The sequence below is a fragment of the Klebsiella planticola ATCC 33531 genome (assembly GCF_000735435.1).
Classification (GTDB): Bacteria; Pseudomonadota; Gammaproteobacteria; order Enterobacterales; family Enterobacteriaceae; genus Klebsiella; species Klebsiella planticola.
Genome location: NZ_JMPP01000055.1, coordinates 15909 through 35993, shown reverse-complemented (window position 1 = coordinate 35993; position 20085 = coordinate 15909). Strand labels below are relative to the sequence as shown.

The window sequence follows — 20085 nt, the reverse complement described above, 5'->3', positions numbered from 1 at the left end:
TATCTTCCGGGTCTATGATGACTATGCAGGCATCATGTGCCGTCCAGGCAGGTTAAACACTGAGTAACAGGTGTTGTTATGGCCACCGATCCGGAACGAATTTATCTTGAGATCCTGGAAACTATCCTGATGGCCACGCTGGATCCCCAGCTGTGGAAACTCGCGCTGCAGAAGCTGTCGTTCCTCACCGGTCATCAGTACGCGGCATTACTTTTTTATGATAAAGGTAATGCGCATCTGATGACGGATTCATTCCTACTTGAAGAAAAGGTAGTTACGGCCTACCGGGATGTCTTTCTGGCCATTGACCCTGCCGAGAAAATACTGACGGGATTGCCTGTCGGACAGATGTACCGGGACAGGGAGTTTTTAGGCGATAAATTTATTGCGAACAGCATTTATTACAATGAATTTCATCACCCGAATGACCTGAATTATCTGACCAGTGTCAAGCTGTGTACCGTCAATGGTTATTCCACCTATTTATCGCTGATGACAGCCAACGATGCCGTCTATCCGCAGTCTGCACAATTTGACCTGTTTCAGCGCCTTATCCCGGCCTTAATGACCGCCAGCCAGCTTCACGCCAGATTTGAGCAACTTCGTGACACGATTAAGTATCAAACTGCCATTATGGACAACGGTATTTACCCGGTCTGGCTTGTGGATCGTAGTGGGAAAATTCTTTACGCCAGTGCCCATGCCGAAAGTTACCAACGTGCGAACGTCCGGTTAGCCTGGTCTGCCGGCGCTGATACACTCAGTCTGGATACCGACAACAAAAAACTGAAACATGCCATCGAACAGGCCACGCGAACCGCGGAGCCACCCCGGGCAGGATTATGCTACACCGCCAGACGCCCGGCAAAACCGATTCTGGTTCTTCCGGCTTCCCGTATTCCCGGGGTAGCCTGCATTATCATTCCCGAGCCTTTCTTCAGCGGTAGCGCATTGATGGCGGTGTTTAATGTCAAACCCGCCGAAAATGCGGTGGCTGAACTGCTGGTCAGGGGGATGACCCCTGCTGAATGCGCCCTACATCTGGGCGTATCCATCACTACCATCAGAACTCATCTCAGTGCGCTGTACCGGAAAACGCATACCCGAAACCAGTCCGAATTGCTGCTTATTATCCGGGCCATTCACGGCTGATTTATTTCACTTACTCATTCATATGAATGAGTGAGAATTGCATTATCGCCATTATACTCATGCTTATACGGCCGGGCGGATTTTACTTATCTTCATTAATGCCAGCGGCATATCGGTGTCTGTTTACGGGATGCGGTAATGATGTTTTAGCTTAGTCCGACAGTCCTGCTGTTTTTAGAATGCCAGGGTATATTTTTTGTCTGGAATTGCATGAAAAATATCCTGAAACTTCTTTCGTTCATCATTCTGACATTACTGCTCTCGGCGTGTGGTTCTGAATAGGTCGCGAAGCACGGAACAGCGGCATGGCAAAAATAAGCGAGATAACATCCTGTTGCAAAGGATGTATCTATATGAATGACTTTGTCTTCGCATGTCAATAATAAATGAAAGTGATATTGATGAGGAGTGTATTTATGTTTTCTCTCAAAACATGCTGGTCAGCACATGCAATATTCTTGCTCTTTTTTTCTGCTGCCGTGCTGGCCGGGGAACCCTCAGCGCAGGGGCAGCATCTGTGTGGCGAGAATTACAGACTTATTTTCTCATCTATAATACTTTTTATTGTCATCTTTGGGACGCTGATTTCTATTTTAGTGATCCGCAACTCTCTTCCTCAAGAATGGTCTTTGGCCGATGCGCTTTCTGAAGATGTGGCGTTATCTGCCGTCACTGAAGTTAAGGAAACAAAAAATGGCATTGATAGCGTGACAAAAACACCGCTTTATGACGCAGCAGGTAAACCTGTTCTGGAAACAGTCATGAAAGCCAGTTCGAGTCGGTTGATTGCGCTGATAGGGATGCTGGTTATTTTGTTTATGTTTGTTGGTTTTGGGTCCTTAATATTACTTGATTATGGTATGACTGGTGAAATATCAAGTCCTGAATCCGTTGGTGAGATTATTAAATTCCTGTCTGCCGGGATGACATTATTTGCACCATACCTGGTAAATAAGTTCTCTTCTCTGTTTCAGAGCTTATCCTCAAATAAATAGAGGCAAAACAGCGTCTCTGCAGTAATAAACCCATGAAGGAGAATATGATGGAGACTATGAACAAACGTATATTCATCACGACCCGCTATCCTGTCAGCGCGCAACATGGTCGCCCGCCTAGTGAGTTTCTGCAACAACTGGTCGAGACTCTGGATGCTTTACCCGATGATGTTTTTGCCGAAAATGAGCTTCATGATATCTATGCCGTCATGAAAGGGGTGCTTGGGCCTTACACCAGTCTTCAACACCGAAAAGCAGTGATGTGTGAAGTGCTTCGCGTGCAGGCGGGGTTTGAATCGGACTGGCGCTGGGAAGCTGGCGTCGATCTGAGAAATCATCATTCCCGGACTCACATTGAAAGCGAAGAGACCGGAGCCTTCCAGGTCTCATTTGACAGTATTGGCACCAGGCAATCGGCACTGCTGGATTTTGCCAAACGGCATGGGATAGACACGGCTGAAACGTTCATTACCAAAATGAAAACCGACCACAGCCTGGCCGTGGAATATTGTGCCCGACTATTGCGTATCAGCACCGCCTGGTGCGGTACGATAAAAGACCCGGGTAAGGTTATCTCCCATGTGCGACGCGATGCCGTAGAGGAATTTCAGACATTTCTCTCGCCGCGAATAGCTTCCCAGACGCTATTCGCGGCAGGTATCGGGCCGCTCAGCGACAAAGAGAAAATGATCGAGGTGATGAATATTGCCAGAACGCCAGCTCGTTATGAAAAAGTACAGGAGGTCGCCGCGAGTGAGCTATTTAAGCTAACCCATGAGAGCTGGCCACATGATGGCTGTGCGCTAAATCTGGCTAATCTATTGCAGGAAGGTGGGATTGCCGTTCCCGATATTACGCAAGCATTAGCGTTGGGCAACTATCTTCACGATGAAAGAAAATGGGAAAAAATTCCTGTTGGTCAACAGCAAGCGGGAGATGTCGGTTCTACCTGCGGCCCGACGGCTCATCATGGTTATGATCATATTTATCTGGTGCTGGAACGTCAAGATAGCGACAAAATGGTGATTGTCGATAATCAAAAACCCCAGCCTCATGAACGACTCGCCAGCGGAAAGGGTAAAACACCCACGAAGTTCTTTTTGCGCCCGGTCTGAAGCAGCAAAACAAAGATCGACCCGATTAGCGCGTCGCGCCTCTCCCCGTGTGGCCGGGGAACCGTCAACGCCAGCGGAAGCACAAGTTGGCAACTGCATTATTTCAGCCGTTGCCGCACGGAACCCACGCGATATTTGGCGGTGGGTTCTCTACGCATCATTCGATGCTCAGCTTTCAGGGCATCTGCTCTACCTTGCTCGCCAGCAGCGTGCAGCGTGCAGGGCGCGCGACCCCGATATATTATCGGGGTCGCGAGAGCGGTTATTTATTTAACATCTTATTATAGACGTATAAATCCGTGTCGCGTACGAAGCCATTTTTCTCATACAGCGCTTGCGTATTATCCGTTGCGGTACTGAGCATAATAAACGCCGGGTCGGACTCTTTGGCTAATTGCCCGGCGCGGGCGATAAGCGCTTCAGCAACTCCTTGTTTACGGGAAGAAGGATCAACAAATAAGTCATACAGTAACCAGATACGCTTCATTTCTAATGAGCAAAACAGCTGCGTCAATCCCACGACTTTGTCAGCCATTTGAGCAAAGAAAATAGTCGATTCATTAAGCTGTAAGCGCTGCAGAATAAAATCACGCGCCTGTTCGCGCTATGTCGCGACATCATAAAATTCGCGATATGCCAGAAACAGGGGCAGGATTTTATCCACATCCTTGGGTTGCGCCTGATAAATATTCATATTAACCCTCGTGACAAAGATCCATTATGGGATGCTGAATTACGCCACCGTAAATGCCAGCCCGGTGGCAAAACAAAATGCTGGCCATTTCACGCGCCGCGCTCGTTGTCTGTCCGGGGGAGCATGCCGTCAGTGGAAAGACCTGCCGCTATCGTGGCGCATATTCGCGCTTGCTGGCGTCGGCTAAACGGATGGTGTAGGATTTTTGTTCGCGGCAGAAATGCAACTGAGATCATATTTTTCATATTCTCTGCGAAAAAACGAACCTTTCTTAAGGTTGTTTTAATCTTTCATTTTTCATTGTTTTAAATAAAGCATTTTCAGATAAGAAAGCTATGCAGGGCAGTATTTTTAACTATTTTTATTTTATGGGAATTGTTTTCATTATCATTCCTATTTCTCTGTGTTTTAATCCTTTCCGGCCAGGCTATCGGCGGCCATTTGTCCATCAATACTAAGGATTAGCACATGAATTTTCGCCTGTCGTCTTATTGCTCCGCCGCGCTCGTCGCTGCTTCGGTGTTTCTTGCCCCTCAGGTCCTGGCGGCCGAAAGCGGTGAAGGCATTGTTGTCTATAACGCGCAGCATGAAAATCTGGTCAAGTCGTGGGTGGATGGCTTTACCAAAGAAACCGGTATTAAAGTGACTCTGCGTAACGGCGGCGATAGCGAGCTGGGAAATCAGCTGGTGCAGGAAGGCACGGCTTCACCGGCTGACGTTTTCCTGACGGAAAACTCCCCGTCTATGGTGCTGGTCGACAATGCAAAATTATTCGCGCCGCTGAATGCCGACACCTTAAGCCAGGTCGCGCCGGAATTCCGCCCTGAGCATGGCCGCTGGATCGGCATTGCCGCGCGTAGCACCGTTTTTGTCTATAACCCGGAAAAAATCAGTGAATCTCAGCTGCCGCATTCTCTGATGGATCTGGCGAAACCGGAATGGAAAGGGCGCTGGGCCGCTTCGCCATCGGGGGCTGATTTCCAGGCCATTGTCAGCGCGATGCTGGCGCTGAAGGGCGAGAAAGCCACGCTGGACTGGCTCAAAGCGATGAAAACCAACTTCGTGGCCTATAAAGGCAACAGCACCGTGATGAAGGCCGTCAATGCCGGGCAAATTGATGGCGGGGTGATTTACCACTACTACCGCTTTGTCGATCAGGCCAAAACCGGTGAGAACAGCAAAAACACCAAACTGTACTACTTCAAACATCAGGATCCGGGTGCTTTCGTGAGTATCTCCGGCGGTGGCGTGCTGGCCTCCAGCAAACACAAAGAGCAGGCCCAGGCCTTCATCAAATGGATCACCGGCAAGCAGGGCCAGGAGCAGCTGAGAACCAATAATGCATTTGAATATGCCGTGGGCGTTGATGCCGCCTCTAACCCGAAACTGACGCCGCTGAAAGCGCTGGATGCACCAAAAGTCGAGCCTTCTTCGCTGAACAGCAAAAAAGTTATCGAACTGATGACGCAAGCTGGCCTGCTGTGATCCCTCCGGTGAAGTGAATACCTTATGTCTGGTCTGAGTATTACACTCGGAAAAAAAGTACGACGCCTGCCCGAGCGCAGGCGTCCTGCATTTCCGATGGTTGCATTAGCGGTACTGTTTTCATTATTAGCCCTCCTCCCGCCGGGTTTTGTCGTTGCCGTGGGTATTGATACCGGATGGGAGACCATTAAGGCGCTGGTGTTCCGTCCGCGCGTCGGGGAGCTGCTCAGCAATACGCTGTGGCTCAGCGCCCTGACCGTACCGGCGTGCATTGCGCTCGGCGTGACGGTCGCGTGGTTGACTGAACGCACGACCCTGGCGGGGCGGCAGGTCTGGTCGGCGCTGGCGGTTGCCCCGCTGGCGATACCGGCGTTTGTTCAGAGCTATGCCTGGGTCAGCGCGGTGCCATCGATGCACGGCCTCTCCTCCGGCGTGTTCCTCTCGGTGCTTGCCTACTATCCCTTTATCTATATGCCAGTAGCGGCGGTGCTTCGCCGCCTGGATCCGACGCTGGAAGACGTTGCTGCCTCGCTGGGTACGCCGCCGTGGCTGGTTTTTTTCCGCGTGGTGTTGCCGCAGCTGAAGCTGGCCATTTGCGGCGGCGCACTGCTGGTAGCGCTGCACCTGCTGGCGGAATACGGCCTGTATGCGATGATCCGTTTCGACACCTTTACGACCGCGATCTATGACCAGTTCCAGTCCACGTTCAGCGGCCCGGCGGCAAATATGCTGGCCGGCGTGCTGGCGCTATGCTGTCTGGCGTTCCTGCTGCTGGAGAGCGCCACCCGGGGCAAAGCGCGCTATGCCCGTATTGGCGCCGGGGCCGCGCGGGAGCAGAAACGCAAACAGATGAACGTGATGGCGACCTTCGCGGCGCAGTCGCTGCTGTGTGCGCTGGTGCTGCTGGCGCTAGGGGTACCGCTGATGGTGCTGTGCCGCTGGCTGTGGTTGGGAGGCCTTGAAAACTGGATGAACGCCGACCTGTGGCTCTCTCTTCGCCAGACGCTCATGCTGGGGGCCAGCGGGGCGCTGCTGACGACCGCCTGCGGCATCCCCATCGCCTGGCTGGGGATTCGCTATCCGCATCGTCTGTTTCGTCTGCTTGAAGGGTGCAATTACATGACCAGTTCGCTGCCGGGGATCGTGACCGCGCTGGCGCTGGTTACGGTGACCATTCACTACGCCCGGCCCATCTATCAGACCGAAGTGACGCTGTTTCTGGCCTACCTGCTGATGTTTATGCCTCGTGCGCTGATCAATCTTCGCGCGGGAATCGCCCAGGCGCCGGTGGAGCTGGAAAACGTCGCGCGGAGTCTGGGAAGAAGCCCGGGGCGGGCGCTGTGGAGCATCACACTGCGTCTCGCCGCGCCGGGGGCGACGGCCGGGGCCGCTCTGGTCTTTCTCGGCGTCAGCAACGAACTGACCGCGACGCTGCTGCTTTCACCGCTGGGAACCCGTACGCTGGCCACCGGCTTTTGGGCATTAACCAGCGAGATAGATTATGTCGCTGCGGCGCCTTACGCGATGCTGATGATCGCGATTTCTCTACCGTTGACCGGTGTGCTCTATCACCAGTCGAAAAAAATTGCAGGTCTGTAAATGCTGGAATTAACCGCTATCTCAAAATCTTTTGCCGATGTGCAGGTGCTGGATAACCTTTTTCTGTCGGTGGCCCCCGGCAGCCGGACGGCCATCGTCGGGCCGTCCGGCTCCGGGAAAACAACGCTGCTGCGTATTCTCGCCGGCTTTGAAACGCCGGATGCCGGGCGCATCGTGATGCAGGGCCGGACGCTGTTTGATGAGGGGGTTTTTATTCCCGCCCATCAGCGCGGCATCGGTTTCGTTCCGCAGGAGGGAGCTTTGTTCCCGCACCTTAACGTCGCTGACAATATTGCCTGGGGCTTAGATTGCTCCCGGCAGGAGAAGCGCCGTCGGGTCGCGGCATTGATGGAGATGGTGTCGCTGGATGGGCAGTTGGCCACGCACTGGCCGCATGAAATTTCCGGCGGCCAGCAGCAGCGCGTGGCCCTCGCCCGGGCGCTGGCGCAGCGGCCATCGCTGATGCTGCTGGATGAACCTTTTTCCGCCCTCGATACCGGGCTTCGTGCCACCACGCGAAAGGCGACGGCAGACCTGCTTGCCCAGGCCGGCGTCGCCTCGATTCTGGTGACCCATGACCAGAATGAAGCGCTGTCGTTTGCCAGCCAGGTCGCGGTCATGCGTCAGGGGCGCTTTACCCAGGTGGGCACCCCGTTTGAGGTCTATTCGCGGCCCGCCGATGAAGCCACGGCGCTGTTTCTGGGCGATGCGCTGGTGCTGCCTGCCGAGCTTCATGGCGGGCGGGCGCAGTGCGCGATTGGCGCGCTGCTTACCGATAACGACGACGCGACGGGGCAGGGGCGGGTGATGCTGCGTCCGGAACAATTGATGATTACGCCTTGCCAGAATGAGGAGAGTGCCGTCACCATCCTCGACGTTGATTTTTCCGGCCATCTGTCGACCTTAACGCTGGCGATCGCCCAGCAGACGCTGACCCTGAAAACCGTCAGCCGGGCGGACTGGGTACCGGGCCGCCGGGTACATATTGAGGTCAGCGGGAAAGGGCGGGTATTTATTCCTTAATAAATAAAAATCGCGCCAGGCTATTTCTGGCGTCATTTATTCTACCGGCGACCGTGACGTGGATGAATAATATCGACACGCACGGTTTGGCGGCTAAAAATTCTGCGTCCGGATCTCTGTCCGCTATCCACGCCGCATTTCCGCGCCCGTCATGCCGGCGTACAGGCAACCGTTAACCCTTGAGTTAACTGAATGAATCGATTAATGTGAGTCGTCCTTCATCCTTTGCACGTGCCGTGGGCCCTCTGAATAACTAAAAATACGAATAAGATAACACGCACTTCCTCTTTGCTATCGGTGAAGCGTAACGGCGTGCGCGGTAATGCAAAATAATAGAATAATGATTGTGCTGGAGTTCATATGTGGACTGTGATTGGCATTTTTTTCGTTCTGGTTGTTATCGGCAATTTAATAAAGAAAAAAGAAACGCCCCCTACTAAAACAGGTAGTCGGGTAGCCGAGCCGTTGGTTGACGTTGAAAAACGGAAAGCCTGTACCCGGCAGGTTGATCCGCTCAAGCCGCTGACGAAGCCGCGAATGCTTTTGGGTGACATACCGACGGATGACAAAGCGCCGCGCCCGTTAATGGTCGATGTAAATAATACTGCGCCCGGTATTACGATGGCGGAAGCGCTGAATCTTATTATGTATATCGACGGCTTTAAAGAATATATGTTAACGCGCTATGCAATTACGGGGTTAACTCACCTGACACCGGCTTATATGTCCGATGTCCACGATGATTTCATGCGCTTAATTGCGAATAAACCCTTCTATGCGATTCAGCAATTTAACTGGGCACGAGTCATTGATTTTTCCTCCACCCGGCGGCGAAATATTTCTTCGCTGTATCACTTTAGTCATCTGTCAAATCTGAGAAGCATATTTAAATCTGGGATTATTAGCCGCCAAAGACTCGAAGAGGGCGGGCACAGTTTTCACTATAATGACGAACTGCGGCTGGAAGGGGTGCGAGATGCTATTTCCCTCTCGTTAGGTGAGGTGAATAAAAAAATGCTCTACAAATATTCCAACGGGCTACGCGATCGCGACTGGGTAATCCTCAAAATAAAAAAAGAGTTGATTAGCGGACCCACCCAACCATCATTCGATCATCGGGCTTTGCTCAAGCGGGCCATTTTTTGCCACCGCAACGCGGCGTCTTCCTCCGTCAGAGCTATCAGCGTGGAGCAGCGGCAAAAACATCAGGCTTTCCAGGCGATGTTTTGCGGTGATAATCATGAAGATTCCGGCGATCGTCCGTATGATATCCAGGCCGAAATTTTATATTCTGGCGAGATTCCCGCCTGGTTTATTAGTGACGTTGTTTTTTATTCCGCGGATAAGATCCCGCCGTGGTTACGCGACTATGCGGTGAACATCGTGGTTGATCCTTCACATTTTTCTTTCAGGTGAGTTTATGGCCGTTCGTCCCGTCTTTATCCCGACCCGAGAAGGGGAGGCGCTGGTGGACATCGTTAACGTGGATTTCAGCTGGTCACCGGGTCTGGCGGTCAGTCAGAAACAAAAGTCGATTGCCGCGCTGCATGACGGTTACGCGCAGATGTCGCCGGGAGCAAAGATTCTTGAAGTATCCAGTAAATCTCCGGATGCACTGGGCGTTCAGCTCAGCGCCTTTAACATGGGCGTCGGTAGCCTCGGCGGACAATTTATCAGCGTGGAATCGCTGTTCCAGTCTTCGAAAGTGTTTACCGATAGCGGAACGTTACGCGGGCCCTTTCGCGAGCTGATGCGCAAGGCGCCAAAAGAGGCCAGGCGCGCGGAGCTGCTCAAAACGTCGGGTCGCTTAGCCCACTTTTCCTTTCAGCCCACTGAGGCGCGTGAACCGGTTATCTGGCCGCTGGAGCCGAAAACCGCCTTCTATGACTGGCTGTATCTCAATGCGCTGTACCACTCGCCTTGTAAAGAACAGGTGCTGAACTATTCGGCCTTTACCGACATCGAGTTTAATCCCATGAAATCGGTCAACTGCCAGGCCTACTCCGTGGCACTGTGGTGTGCGCTACGCCAGCGGCAATTGTTAACAGCGGCAATTCCCCCGCGAGATGCGTTCATCGCACTGATCGAACGCTTCACCATTCACAACACCAGCGATGGCGATCTCCGCAATATGTCTCTTTTCTAAGCAATCAGGAGCGATGATGGCAAGTCAACTACCCAATGGCGATATCCCTGTGCCGACTTCTTCTGCGGCAGAGACCTTTGACGATATACCGCAGGTGCGTAAGCAGGCGATTCGCGAAGCGGTGATGGGCGACTATTACGCCCGCCTCCAGGCGGTGAAAAAAGCGGTGGATGCGATGACCATTACCCAGCGCGAAATGTTTCACCGTAGCCTGACGGAGACGCTGGCATTGCTGTCGGTCGGGGAGACGAAAAAATGAACGAGAACAAAATCCTGGCCGCCGTTGCCGAATCCCTTAATAAAACCCACGACGCCATCAACCAGGCCAATAATGCGCTCGGAACGCTGGCACGCGAGTATTTGTATCGCTCAATGCTGGAAAGCGCCCTCTCCGGAGAGCTGATTGCTATGGAAGCCGCATTGAAATCGGTGCAGGAGCGTATCCAGCGTCAGGAAAAACAAGAGGCGATGCTGGCGGGAATGGATCCCCAAAATCGGCAGACGTTTAACGCGCTGTATGAAGAAAACAGGGCCAGATACGCCCGGCTGCTGAATGAAAAACGCCCCGGAAAGTAAGCCGCCATGGCCGCATTCGGGCGGTGAAAAAAAGCCAGCCAGGAGCTGGCTGGCGAAGACTCGGATACAACTCCATATTATGATTGGTGTTTCGGGGGTTCCTGAACACCTGTCTGGGAACGGCGGCACAGGCTGCAATACCCAGAAAGCTGGTCAGCTATCGTTGGAGCCCGGGGTTATTCTCCGGCCAGCAGCTTTTTGCAGCGGTAGATAAACGCGCTGGAACGCCGCGTTAACCCTTCAATCTCCCTCGGCTTCATGCCGTTACGCAGATGCGTCATAATCCATTCCCGATCGGCGTCGATATGGGATCGGCAGTGATATTTCGCTGCCTCTTTCTCTACTTTTTGCTGCGTCAGCAGCGCGGCGATCTCCTGTTGTTTGTGGCGGGCTATCGGCGTCAGTTCGCTGTCGCCGTGTCGCGCGATTTCGTTCCACAGCGCTAAGGCACGCCGCAATAATCCCCGCTCCTGTAGACTTTGCGCCTGAACCTGTTTCTCTTGCAGTGTCGTTACCATGATATCGGCGCGGCCCGTTTCGCTGTGGAGTTATTTGTCATACAAATATGGCGGTGATTGATTCAGAAAGGAAATGAATAATTTTTATCTTAATTATGAATGAATGGCATGATTTTATATGTCGCTGATTTAAATGAATTTTATTTTACCGGCGGGAGTGGGGCAGGCCCGGCGTCTGAGATCCTGTGGTGCGCTATCATCAGACCCCGGAGAGGGCAAAAATTACAAATCAATGACTAAGTTTGCCGAGCGGCTGCGCGAGCAGCACAGGGCTATCTGCTGCGCGGCGGCAGATTTCTCGGCCTCTGACTGTACCGTATCACGATGATCGGCCTCACCGGCCATCAGCGGTGTCAGGCAGGCGCCGCACATCCCCATTTCGCAGGAGAGCGGCACGGCGACGCCATGTTCCTGAAGCACCTGGGCAATGGTCTTATCGCCCGGAACCGGCCACGTCTCGCCCGACGACGCCAGGGTGACGGTAAACGTATCCTGATCATCGCTCGTCGCGGCGGCCTTCAGCGGCTGGAAGGCTTCGCTGTGAACCTGCGCCTCGGGCCAGTTTTTCTCCGCCGCAATTCGCCGGGCGGTATCCATAAAACCCGACGGGCCGCAGAGATACAGATGGTGGTCGGCGCGCGCATCGCCCAGCGTATCAGCCAACGACGAGCGCGGACTTTGCCCTTCATCTGAACAATGGACCACGCAGGTGCCATGGCTGATGATTTTTGCTATTTCGCCGACAAAGGCCGCATTTTCCCGACGCTTAACGTAGTAGTGCAGCTCAAACGGCGTGCCCGCCGCGTCGAGATGCAGGGCCATGGTATACAGCGGCGTGATGCCAATGCCGGCGGCCAGCAGCGTAACCTGTCGCGCAGGCTGCAGCGCAAACAGATTGCGCGGCGGAGAGATAAGCAGCGTCTGGCCCGGGCGCAGCGTCTCATGAATATAGCGTGACCCGCCGCGGGAGGCGCCCTCCCGACTCACGCAGATCAGGTAAGCGTCGGCGCCCGCTTCGGCGTGGCGACCGGTAAGCGAATACTGGCGAATTATCCCGCAGGGCAGGTGAACGTCAATATGTGCCCCCGGCAGCCAGCCGGGAAGCGGTCTACCGTCCGGTGCTAACAATTTGATGGCGAGGCTTTTGTCCCCCTCGCGCCACAGGCCATCGACAACGACCTTCAGTACGTCACTCATCACTCTTCTCCCTTTACACCAGGAAAAACTCACCAAAACCCATTTTCTTCAGGCTACGGCGATAGGCGATTGAACTGCGATCGGCGGGAATGTGCGCCTCAAGCGTTAAGTCCAGCGGCAGCCGTTCCGGACGTTGAGTCTCCACCATCAGACGGTCCTCTTCGAACACGCGCAGGTTGAACGCATGTACCTCTTCCACCGGCACATGCAGGTCAAAATTGCGCGCAATGGGGGCAAACATTCGGGTCACCCGCGATGATACCGGTGAGGCGGCATTCATGATCACCAGTCGGGCCTCGCCAGGGAAATGGATGGTCAGGGTTGCCGTAAAGGGCAGGTGCAACTCAAAATGACGCAGCCACTGGAAGCCATCCGGGGCCCGAAATTCAGAACTGGCCGGGTAATTGCCGACCGAACTCCAGTAATCGGCGATGAAGCCAAAGGGGGTCTCCTGCGGGTTATAGTCGGGAACCACTTGATTATCGGGATCAGCGAAGGTCTCGGTATGGATCCAGGCGAAGTGGGCAACATCGAGAAATCCCTCGACCTGGCGACCGGCAAAGCCGTTGACTTCAAAGGCCGGGCAGTTGATCTGCTGGAAGCCCTCATCGTCCCAGTGGGGAAGGGTGGGCAACGGCATCGGGTTTTCCGCATCGAAAGCCAGGCAGGTCCAGATGAGCCCGTAGCGCTCCTCGACCGCGTAGCAGGTGAGATTAAGTTTCGCCGGTACCGGCCGATCGGGGCTTGAGGGAATGCGGTTGCAGAGACCATCTTCCCCGAAGCGCAGGCCGTGATAGGGACAAACGATCCCCTCTTCATCATGGAAGCCCAGCGTCAGCGGCACGCCGCGGTGCGGGCAGACGTCGCGCGCGACCACGACCTGGCCCTTAATGCGATAGATAACCAGCTGTTCATCCAGCAGCACCGCTTTCACCGGCGCGGCGCCAATATCTTCGGCACGGGCGACCGGATGCCAGCAGCGGGCCAGGCGTAGCCAGTCTTCAGGATCGAAAGTGCAATGGGCGGGGGGCGTTGGCGCGGCTCTGTTCATGATTTTCCTTCCTGCTCACAGAATACATTTGTTTAATTGTTGTGAGTTTATTGTTGTCATATTAGGGTGTTGACATCCATCAGCATTAATTCACTAACCCGTTGCAAAAAAGAGGACAGGGTAGACATGAGTCCGTTTTCGCGTTTTGCGCTCTATTTTGCTGAAGTCGCCCGCAGCGGCAGCCTGCGTCGGGCCGCTGAAAAGCTGCATATTTCGGCTTCGGCGATCAATCGCCAGATCCTGCAGGCCGAAGAGGCATTTGGTACGCCGCTGTTTGAACGTCTACCGGAAGGGCTGCGAATGACGACCGCCGGCGAGCTGCTGTATGACAATCTGTTGCGCTGGCAAAAAGAGTTTCGCCTGACCCGGCAAAAGTTTGATGAGCTGCAGGGGCTGAAGCGTGGAACGGTCAGCGTGGGGATGGTGCAGGCGCTGGCGGAGGGGAGCTTTGCCGCGGCGCTGGCCGATATTATCGGTACCTGGGACTGGCTGGAACTGGTTTTGCAGGTGGCCGACAGCCATACGGTCAGCGAAAAAGTTCGTCAGGCCGATCTCGATTTCGGCCTGATTCTTGATCCGGAAGGCCAGGTGGGGCTGAGCGTACTGGCGTTTGTGGAACTGGAAATGGGCGTTGTCATGCGCCCGGATAACCCCCTGGCGGATGCGGCCGCGCTCTCCCTGGGGGAGCTCAGCCAGCAGCGCCATATTGTCCCTGGCGCTCCGTTGATTGTGCACGAACGCGTCGGCCTGCTCTATCGCCATTATGATTTTAGCCCGGCCAACAGCATCAGCTGTAACGATATCCGGCTGATTAAATCGCTGGTGCTGAAAGGCAGCGGCGTGACCGTTCTGAGCCTGCTGGATGTTCTGGATGAGGTGAAAAGCGGCCAACTGGCGTTTGTTCCGCTGCGCAATAAGCTGCTGCGGCCGCTGACGCTGGCGCTGTGTACGGCGCCATCGCGCCAGCTGTCTCGTCCGGCGCAAATGGCGATTCAAAAATTGACGGCGGTGATGGAGGAGATGCAAACCGTCGGCGGAGGTTAACCCAGCGGGCCGCCCTGGATGGTTTCGCACAGGCCATTGATAATTCGCTCCCCGGTCTCCTCTTTGAGCTCCTGATACCACGCCTGGGTCAGGGCCATATCTTTCCCGTGCGTGATGTCGCAGCGCTTGCGCGCCTTGAGTATCAGGTCGCGTACGCGCGCGCAGCGCAGCGCTTCGTACTGCCGCAGCGCGGAAACAATCTCACGATTTTCCAGGAAAATATTGCCCAGCACCACCGCATCCTCCATCGCCGCGCAGCCGCCCTGTCCGATGTCCGGGGTCGTGCTGTGACCGGCATCGCCGAGCAGCGCGACCTTGCCGCGAACCAGGGTATCCAGGGGTTCAATGTCATGGATTTCAACACGGTTGGTTGTCTGCGGATCCAGGGCGGCAATCAGTTTTTGCACCGCTGGCGCCCAACCGCTGAAGTAGCGGCTGAGATCGTCGCGCAGGGTGCGCCGATCTTCGGCCAGACCGGCGGGCAGCGGAACATCAAAGAAGAAATAGAAACGGCCATGCGCCACCGGCATCAGCGAGACACGTTTGCCTTCGCCGACAAAGGTGGTCCACTGATCCGCCGGCGCAATGCTCTCATCGATATCCACCAGTCCGTTCCAGTTGACGTAACCCGCATAGCGGCGTTCGGGCTGATGGCCAAGTACATAGGGGCGCAGCGCCGAGTGGCTACCGTCGGCGGCGATCAGAAAATCACCGTGGGCCGTGCTCCCGTCGCTAAACCAGACGGTGACACCGTCAGCGTTTTCTTCCGCGCGAGTCACCCGTTTACCAAACTGCACCGCCTCGCGTCCCCAAAAATCGAGCATCTCTCTTTGCAGTTCGCTGCGTGACACCGGGCAGGGGCGGCCACCGGTGCGTTCAACCAGCGGAGCGAGGCTAAAGCGGGTCAGGGTTTCTCCGCCCTGATACTCTTTATAGGCTAAAAAGTGCATCGGGCCGCCGTAGGTTTCGATTATCTCGCCCATGCCGAGGTTGTTCATGCACTTCACGCCGTTTGGCCAGATGGAGATCGCCGCGCCGACCGGCTTTATCTCTTTCACCGCCTCAAACACCTCGCAGGTAATTCCCGCATTCTTGAGGGCTACCGCCGCGCTCAGACCGCCGATACCGGCACCAATCACTAATGCTTTCATGCTGTTCTCCTTATATTGCGTCATCAGGGAAGTGAGCAATTTGCGTACCAGCTTGCTCAAAGCACTAAAATCGGCCTTGCGGCGACAACACGGCGAGGTTTTGCACTTATCTGGTGCGTCAGAGGGTGGCAATTGCCATTTTCTGAACTAAAAATTTCTTAAGGATAATGATGGAATCGAAAGTTTCATCAACGGCGCACAACAGATGAGCGGGCAGGTAACAGCGATATCGAGTAATTATCATTAATAAACAACAGGTTATTGAGCTTCGCTATTGACGGGCGGCCCGCGGCGCCACTCTGGCCTGCTTTGTGCACTGTGCAGACAACGTTGAGGTGAAACGGGGGAATGGAGATGTTGCAAAACAACAACAGCGGTCAGTTGACGGCCTGGGCAATGGACAATGGCGCGGGGCCCTGTCCGCGTGGCCAACGACGGGCGACGCCCCGGCAAGGGTTGTTATCACGCGGACAACGCGCGGCGGCGGCAAGGAGGGACAATGATCCTGCTTACTGACTTTAACCAACTGCCAGCCGACGAGGCCGCGCATCTGCTGGAGCCGTGCGTGGCGATTGACGCCTGGGTGACGGCGCTGGTGCAGGCCCGGCCATACCCGAACCTGGCGACGCTGCAAGCCGTGGCGCAGCAGAAGTCGCTGGCGTGGGGCGAACCGGAGCTGGATCTGGCGCTAAGCGCGCATCCGCGCATTGGCGAAAAACCCGCCGCCCGGCACGGACATGCCGCGCTGTCGCGGCAGGAACAGGCGGCGGTCAACGATCGGGATGCGTCGCTCATCCAGGCGTTAACGGAGGGCAACGCCCGCTATGAAGCGCGCTTTGGCCGGGTGTTCCTGATTCGTGCCAAAGGTCGCAGCGGGGAAGAGATACTGCAGGCGCTGACGCAACGGCTGACCCACAACGCGGCGCAAGAGGTTGCGTGCGCGCTGGCGCAGCTACGTGAAATTACGTTATTACGACTAACGGGAGTCATTGGCGAATGAATACGTTGAGTACCCATATTCTGGATGTTTCCACCGGCAAGCCTGCACAGGGGGTGGTGGTCAACCTGCTGCGGGGAGGGCAATCTATCGCCAGCGGCATCACGGATGCGAATGGTCGCATCGCGTCGCTGGCACCGGGCAAGCTGGTCGCCGGCCGCTATCGGCTGGTGGCGGATATTGGCGACTGGTTCACCCGCGGCGGTCTTGAGACGCTGTATCTGTGCGCGCAGATTGATTTTGCGATTGCCGAAGAGGCGGATGAACATTTCCATCTGCCGTTCTTGATTGCCCCCGGCGGCTGGTCAACCTATCGCGGGAGCTGAGCGTGCCAACGCCCGGCAGCGAGCCGGGCTTACTTATTCCGCCTCTGTGTGCCAGACGCACTCGCCATTGACCCAGGTCTGGTGAATATTGCGTTCGTCGCCCAGCGTCATCAGGACAAACAGCTGTTCGTAAATATCCTGACAGCGGGAGAGGCGCAGCCGCTGCAACGGCGTCACCCCAGGGGTGATGGCGACAAAGTCGGCCTCTTTTCCCGGCTGGAAGTTGCCAATTTTCTCATCGAGAGACAGCGCCCGGGCTCCTCCCAGCGTGGCATGGTAAAAGGCTTCACTGGCGCGTAGACGATAGCTTTGCAACTGCGCCACTTTATAGGCTTCGCCCAGAGTGCGTAGCATACTGAAAGTCGTCCCCGCGCCGACGTCGCTGCCGATGCCGATACGCACCTTCTGCTGCCAACTGGTGGGCAAGCGGAACAGACCGCTGCCGAGAAACAGATTTGAGGTCGGGCAGAAGGCGAGCGCCGAGCCGGTCTCGTGCAGGCATCGCCACTCCGCATCGGCGAGGTGAACTCCGTGGGCAAATACGCTGCGTTGGCCGGTTAAGCGATAGTGGTGATACACATCAAGATAGTGCTCATGCTCCGGCCACAGGCTTTTTACCCACGCTATCTCATTGAGATTTTCGCTCAGGTGGGTATGCAGCCAGGTATCCGGGAACTCTTCCCGCAGGCGTTGAACCGCGGTCAGCAGCTCCGGCGTCGACGTGGGGGCAAAACGCGGCGTGATGGCGTAGCCGAGGCGGCCCCGATGGTGCCAGCGCTGAATGAGCTCGCGGGTTTGCCGGTAGCTCTGCTCCGCCGTTTCACTCAGATAGTCCGGGGTGTGGCGGTCCATCATCACTTTACCGGCCAGCAGGCGCATATTCAGCCGCAGGGCTTCGCTAAACAGCGCATCGACGGATTCGGGATGCAGGGTACAAAACACCAGCGCGGTGGTGGTGCCGTGGCTCAGCAGCTGGTTGATAAAGAACTGCGCGATCTCTGCGGCATACTCTTCATCACAAAACTGACTCTCCACCGGAAATGTGTAGGTGGTCAGCCACTCCAGCAGCTGCTCGCCGAAGGCGCCAATCATCTCAGTTTGCGGATAATGCACGTGCGCATCGACAAAACCGGGGAGTAACAGCTGTCCGCGCAAATCGAGATAGCCTGTTTGCGGATGCAGGTACTGTTCGCCCTCCTGCCACGGTAGCAGCGCCTGAATTTTTCCCTGCTGGATAAACAGCACGCCATCATCAAGGTAGCGCGCATGGCGAGCGATATCGTCGGCGCTGTCGGCGATGTGGGCGATATCGAAAAAGGCGCCGCGAACGGCGGTGTGGTACTCAATCATCAGGACAACCTTCTTTGTTCCAGATAGGGGCAAGGGTATTGAGCAAAAATAATGCCAGTTTGTCGGAAGGGAGATGCCGCGGCGCGGTGCCGCGGCAAAGAGGGGCGTTACTCTTTCTGGGCAAGCGGGCGGGAGGTAAAGCGCGATGCGGCGGGGGCGCGATCGTCGCGGGCGATCCAACGATAGGCCGCGCCGCTCAGGAAGACGCCGATAAACCAGCTAAAGTTCGCCACTTCATGCAGGGCCGGAATAAAGCTAATCACCAGTCCGAAAGCCACCGACGGGATCAACGCCGCGATGGCTTTCGGGTTAAAGCCGTTGCGATACCAGTACTGGCCCTGCGGCGTGGCATCAAACAAGTCGTCAACGGACACCTGGCCGCGCTTAATCAGGTAGAAGTCGACAATCAGAATACCAAACAGCGGGCCGATAAAGGCACCCAGAACATCCAGCGTATAGTGAATCAGCTCCGGTGAGTTAAACAGGTTCCACGGCGTGAGCAGAATGGAGCCGACCGCGGCGATCATGCCGCCGGTACGGAAGCTGATTTTCTGCGGTGAGCAGTTGGAGAAATCAAATGCCGGTGAGACAAAGTTGGCGACGATATTGATCCCGATGGTGGCCGTGATCATCGTCAGCAGACCAATGGCGACTGCCAGATCGTTCCCCACGCGGCTGACGGTTTCAATCGGGTCGGTGATCATCCGGCCGAACAGCGACTGGGTGCCGGAGACAATCACCACGGTAACGATCGAAAACAGCAGGAAGTTAAACGGCAGACCCCAGCGATTGCCGCGCCGGATTTCGCCCATGCTTTTGCCGTAGCGCGAGAAGTCGCCGAAGTTCAGCAGCGGGCCAGAGAAGTAGGAGACCACCAGCGCGGTGGCGGTGATCATCTGCCAGGTCTGCTCGCCGGCGGTCAGCGATTTGCTGGCCAGGGTAAAGGAAATACCGTCAAAGCCGGTTTTGTATACGATCCAGCCCGCCAGTGCCAGCATCACCACGTAGACCGCCGGTCCGGCAATATCAATAAAGCGCTTAATGGCGCTCATTCCGTGCCAGAAGACCATCGCCTGCAGCAGCCACATGGTGGCGAAACAGAGCCATCCGAGGTGCGACAGACCCAGGAAAGTGGCTTCGGTTAATGTCGCCAGCGAAGGCCAGAACTTGAGCAGCACCAGCATCAGCGCGTTGGCCGCCAGATAGGTCTGGATGCCGTACCAGGCGAAGGCGATAAGCCCGCGGATCACCGCCGGGATATTGGCGCCAAAGACGCCAAACGCCTGACGACAGATGACCGCATAGGGCACGCCCGCCATCTGGCTCGGCTTCGCCACCAGGTTGGCGCACAGCTGGACGATACAAATTCCTACCAGCAGGCAGAGAAGCACCTGCCAGCTGGCCAGCCCGAGCGTGAAGAAGCTCGCCGCCACCACGTAGCCTCCCATGCTATGGACGTCGGACATCCAGAAAGAAAAGATGTTGTACCAGCTCCAGTTCTGGTCGCGCGTCGGCGCCAGATCCTCATTACACAGCCGTGGGCTGTAGCCGACGGTGGAGTCAGCGGCCTTAACCTGATGGGTATGTTGTCTGTTTGGCATGAAACCTGCTCCTCTGAATGAAAACCCTTTTACGTTACTGGTTGAGGCTGTTGCAGGATTCAGGC

At 55.6% G+C, this 20085-nt stretch carries 19 protein-coding genes and 2 pseudogenes; 14 read left to right on the top strand and 7 right to left on the bottom strand.

The genetic code is table 11. The features are described from left to right. Window positions 1–78: 78 nt before the first annotated feature. From GRPL_RS28325 to GRPL_RS05165, 4 genes and pseudogenes are all read left to right on the top strand, one after another. Window positions 79–192 (top strand): annotated as a pseudogene (locus tag GRPL_RS28325) (helix-turn-helix transcriptional regulator); the annotation flags it as partial. A gap of 48 nt (window positions 193–240) precedes the next feature. Continuing rightward, on the top strand, window positions 241–1152 hold the full coding sequence (locus GRPL_RS28610) for a helix-turn-helix transcriptional regulator (RefSeq protein ID WP_369804326.1): 912 nt from the start codon (window positions 241–243) through the stop codon (window positions 1150–1152). A 416-nt stretch (window positions 1153–1568) separates the two neighbouring features. Then, a complete protein-coding gene (locus GRPL_RS05160; RefSeq protein ID WP_032700355.1) occupies window positions 1569–2147 on the top strand; it encodes a hypothetical protein in 579 nt (192 codons plus the stop codon). Window positions 2148–2191: 44 nt separating this feature from the next. Further along, window positions 2192–3262, top strand: a complete 1071-nt coding sequence (locus tag GRPL_RS05165) for a hypothetical protein (protein ID WP_223525942.1) — start codon at window positions 2192–2194, stop codon at window positions 3260–3262. Between the two features lie 262 nt (window positions 3263–3524). On the opposite strand, the pseudogene GRPL_RS0125915 reads toward GRPL_RS05165, so the two are convergent. Then, a pseudogene (locus GRPL_RS0125915) lies at window positions 3525–3956 on the bottom strand (GNAT family N-acetyltransferase). A 468-nt stretch (window positions 3957–4424) separates the two neighbouring features. On the opposite strand from GRPL_RS0125915, the gene GRPL_RS05170 reads away from it, so the two are divergent. From GRPL_RS05170 to GRPL_RS05200, 7 genes are all read left to right on the top strand, one after another. Continuing rightward, the gene (locus GRPL_RS05170; protein ID WP_032688471.1) at window positions 4425–5441 is read left to right on the top strand and encodes an iron ABC transporter substrate-binding protein; all 1017 of its coding nucleotides are present in this window, start codon (window positions 4425–4427) and stop codon (window positions 5439–5441) included. 24 nt (window positions 5442–5465) lie between these two features. Next, window positions 5466–7040: an ABC transporter permease gene (locus GRPL_RS05175; RefSeq protein ID WP_032700354.1), complete on the top strand. Its 1575-nt coding sequence runs from the start codon at window positions 5466–5468 to the stop codon at window positions 7038–7040. Beyond that, window positions 7041–8063: an ABC transporter ATP-binding protein gene (locus tag GRPL_RS05180; RefSeq protein ID WP_032695690.1), complete on the top strand. Its 1023-nt coding sequence runs from the start codon at window positions 7041–7043 to the stop codon at window positions 8061–8063. Window positions 8064–8423: 360 nt separating this feature from the next. Continuing rightward, complete coding sequence (locus GRPL_RS05185) at window positions 8424–9479, top strand: DarT ssDNA thymidine ADP-ribosyltransferase family protein (protein ID WP_032700353.1); 1056 nt, start codon at window positions 8424–8426, stop codon at window positions 9477–9479. A 4-nt stretch (window positions 9480–9483) separates the two neighbouring features. Beyond that, the gene (locus GRPL_RS05190; protein ID WP_032688468.1) at window positions 9484–10209 is read left to right on the top strand and encodes a DarT1-associated NADAR antitoxin family protein; all 726 of its coding nucleotides are present in this window, start codon (window positions 9484–9486) and stop codon (window positions 10207–10209) included. Window positions 10210–10222: 13 nt separating this feature from the next. Next, the gene (locus GRPL_RS05195; RefSeq protein ID WP_228134584.1) at window positions 10223–10468 is read left to right on the top strand and encodes a hypothetical protein; all 246 of its coding nucleotides are present in this window, start codon (window positions 10223–10225) and stop codon (window positions 10466–10468) included. Then, window positions 10465–10785, top strand: coding sequence for a hypothetical protein (locus GRPL_RS05200; protein ID WP_032688466.1), 321 nt, complete (start codon window positions 10465–10467; stop codon window positions 10783–10785). The genes GRPL_RS05195 and GRPL_RS05200 overlap by 4 nt, the downstream gene beginning before the upstream one ends. A gap of 176 nt (window positions 10786–10961) precedes the next feature. Here GRPL_RS05200 and GRPL_RS05205 read toward each other — a convergent pair whose 3' ends face one another. The 3 genes from GRPL_RS05205 to hpxD all read right to left on the bottom strand — a co-directional run bounded on the left by GRPL_RS05205 (window position 10962) and on the right by hpxD (window position 13551). Further along, entirely contained in the window at window positions 10962–11303 is a 342-nt protein-coding gene (locus tag GRPL_RS05205; RefSeq protein WP_032688465.1) for a hypothetical protein, read from the bottom strand. Between the two features lie 222 nt (window positions 11304–11525). Next, window positions 11526–12500 (bottom strand): PDR/VanB family oxidoreductase, encoded by a 975-nt coding sequence (locus GRPL_RS05210; protein WP_032700351.1) that lies wholly within the window; start codon window positions 12498–12500, stop codon window positions 11526–11528. Between the two features lie 13 nt (window positions 12501–12513). Beyond that, on the bottom strand, window positions 12514–13551 hold the full coding sequence (gene hpxD, locus GRPL_RS05215; protein WP_032700350.1) for a molybdenum cofactor-independent xanthine hydroxylase subunit HpxD: 1038 nt from the start codon (window positions 13549–13551) through the stop codon (window positions 12514–12516). A gap of 126 nt (window positions 13552–13677) precedes the next feature. Between hpxD and hpxR the strand changes: the two genes are divergently transcribed. Next, entirely contained in the window at window positions 13678–14595 is a 918-nt protein-coding gene (hpxR, locus tag GRPL_RS05220; protein WP_032688461.1) for a LysR family hpxDE operon transcriptional regulator HpxR, read from the top strand. Here hpxR and hpxO read toward each other — a convergent pair. Continuing rightward, a complete protein-coding gene (gene hpxO / locus GRPL_RS05225) occupies window positions 14592–15746 on the bottom strand; it encodes an FAD-dependent urate hydroxylase HpxO (RefSeq protein WP_032700349.1) in 1155 nt (384 codons plus the stop codon). The two genes, hpxR and hpxO, sit on opposite strands and share 4 nt — an antisense overlap. A gap of 499 nt (window positions 15747–16245) precedes the next feature. On the opposite strand from hpxO, the gene uraD reads away from it, so the two are divergent. Next, entirely contained in the window at window positions 16246–16746 is a 501-nt protein-coding gene (gene uraD / locus GRPL_RS05230; protein ID WP_032700348.1) for a 2-oxo-4-hydroxy-4-carboxy-5-ureidoimidazoline decarboxylase, read from the top strand. Continuing rightward, window positions 16743–17069, top strand: a complete 327-nt coding sequence (uraH, locus tag GRPL_RS05235; RefSeq protein WP_032688458.1) for a hydroxyisourate hydrolase — start codon at window positions 16743–16745, stop codon at window positions 17067–17069. The genes uraD and uraH overlap by 4 nt, the downstream gene beginning before the upstream one ends. A gap of 33 nt (window positions 17070–17102) precedes the next feature. On the opposite strand, the gene guaD is transcribed toward uraH, so the two are convergent. Together guaD and GRPL_RS05245 are read right to left on the bottom strand one after the other, a co-directional pair. Beyond that, window positions 17103–18419 (bottom strand): guanine deaminase, encoded by a 1317-nt coding sequence (gene guaD / locus GRPL_RS05240; RefSeq protein ID WP_032688457.1) that lies wholly within the window; start codon window positions 18417–18419, stop codon window positions 17103–17105. Between the two features lie 107 nt (window positions 18420–18526). Then, window positions 18527–20020 carry an NCS1 family nucleobase:cation symporter-1 gene (locus tag GRPL_RS05245; RefSeq protein ID WP_032688456.1) on the bottom strand — a complete coding sequence of 498 codons (1494 nt, stop codon included), beginning with the start codon at window positions 20018–20020 and terminating at the stop codon, window positions 18527–18529. Between the last annotated feature and the right edge of the window lie 65 nt (window positions 20021–20085).

What these genes read in the sequence shown, in the direction of transcription:
- GRPL_RS28610 (WP_369804326.1), top strand. Translation starts at nt 241, where the DNA reads ATGACGGATTCATTCCTACTTGAAGAAAAGGTAGTTACGGCCTACCGG.
- GRPL_RS05160 (WP_032700355.1), top strand. Translation starts at nt 1,569, where the DNA reads ATGTTTTCTCTCAAAACATGCTGGTCAGCACATGCAATATTCTTGCTC.
- GRPL_RS05165 (WP_223525942.1), top strand. Translation starts at nt 2,192, where the DNA reads ATGATGGAGACTATGAACAAACGTATATTCATCACGACCCGCTATCCT.
- GRPL_RS05170 (WP_032688471.1), top strand. Translation starts at nt 4,425, where the DNA reads ATGAATTTTCGCCTGTCGTCTTATTGCTCCGCCGCGCTCGTCGCTGCT.
- GRPL_RS05175 (WP_032700354.1), top strand. Translation starts at nt 5,466, where the DNA reads ATGTCTGGTCTGAGTATTACACTCGGAAAAAAAGTACGACGCCTGCCC.
- GRPL_RS05180 (WP_032695690.1), top strand. Translation starts at nt 7,041, where the DNA reads ATGCTGGAATTAACCGCTATCTCAAAATCTTTTGCCGATGTGCAGGTG.
- GRPL_RS05185 (WP_032700353.1), top strand. Translation starts at nt 8,424, where the DNA reads ATGTGGACTGTGATTGGCATTTTTTTCGTTCTGGTTGTTATCGGCAAT.
- GRPL_RS05190 (WP_032688468.1), top strand. Translation starts at nt 9,484, where the DNA reads ATGGCCGTTCGTCCCGTCTTTATCCCGACCCGAGAAGGGGAGGCGCTG.
- GRPL_RS05195 (WP_228134584.1), top strand. Translation starts at nt 10,223, where the DNA reads ATGATGGCAAGTCAACTACCCAATGGCGATATCCCTGTGCCGACTTCT.
- GRPL_RS05200 (WP_032688466.1), top strand. Translation starts at nt 10,465, where the DNA reads ATGAACGAGAACAAAATCCTGGCCGCCGTTGCCGAATCCCTTAATAAA.
- GRPL_RS05205 (WP_032688465.1), bottom strand. Translation starts at nt 11,303, where the DNA reads ATGGTAACGACACTGCAAGAGAAACAGGTTCAGGCGCAAAGTCTACAG.
- GRPL_RS05210 (WP_032700351.1), bottom strand. Translation starts at nt 12,500, where the DNA reads ATGAGTGACGTACTGAAGGTCGTTGTCGATGGCCTGTGGCGCGAGGGG.
- hpxD (WP_032700350.1), bottom strand. Translation starts at nt 13,551, where the DNA reads ATGAACAGAGCCGCGCCAACGCCCCCCGCCCATTGCACTTTCGATCCT.
- hpxR (WP_032688461.1), top strand. Translation starts at nt 13,678, where the DNA reads ATGAGTCCGTTTTCGCGTTTTGCGCTCTATTTTGCTGAAGTCGCCCGC.
- hpxO (WP_032700349.1), bottom strand. Translation starts at nt 15,746, where the DNA reads ATGAAAGCATTAGTGATTGGTGCCGGTATCGGCGGTCTGAGCGCGGCG.
- uraD (WP_032700348.1), top strand. Translation starts at nt 16,246, where the DNA reads ATGATCCTGCTTACTGACTTTAACCAACTGCCAGCCGACGAGGCCGCG.
- uraH (WP_032688458.1), top strand. Translation starts at nt 16,743, where the DNA reads ATGAATACGTTGAGTACCCATATTCTGGATGTTTCCACCGGCAAGCCT.
- guaD (WP_032688457.1), bottom strand. Translation starts at nt 18,419, where the DNA reads ATGATTGAGTACCACACCGCCGTTCGCGGCGCCTTTTTCGATATCGCC.
- GRPL_RS05245 (WP_032688456.1), bottom strand. Translation starts at nt 20,020, where the DNA reads ATGCCAAACAGACAACATACCCATCAGGTTAAGGCCGCTGACTCCACC.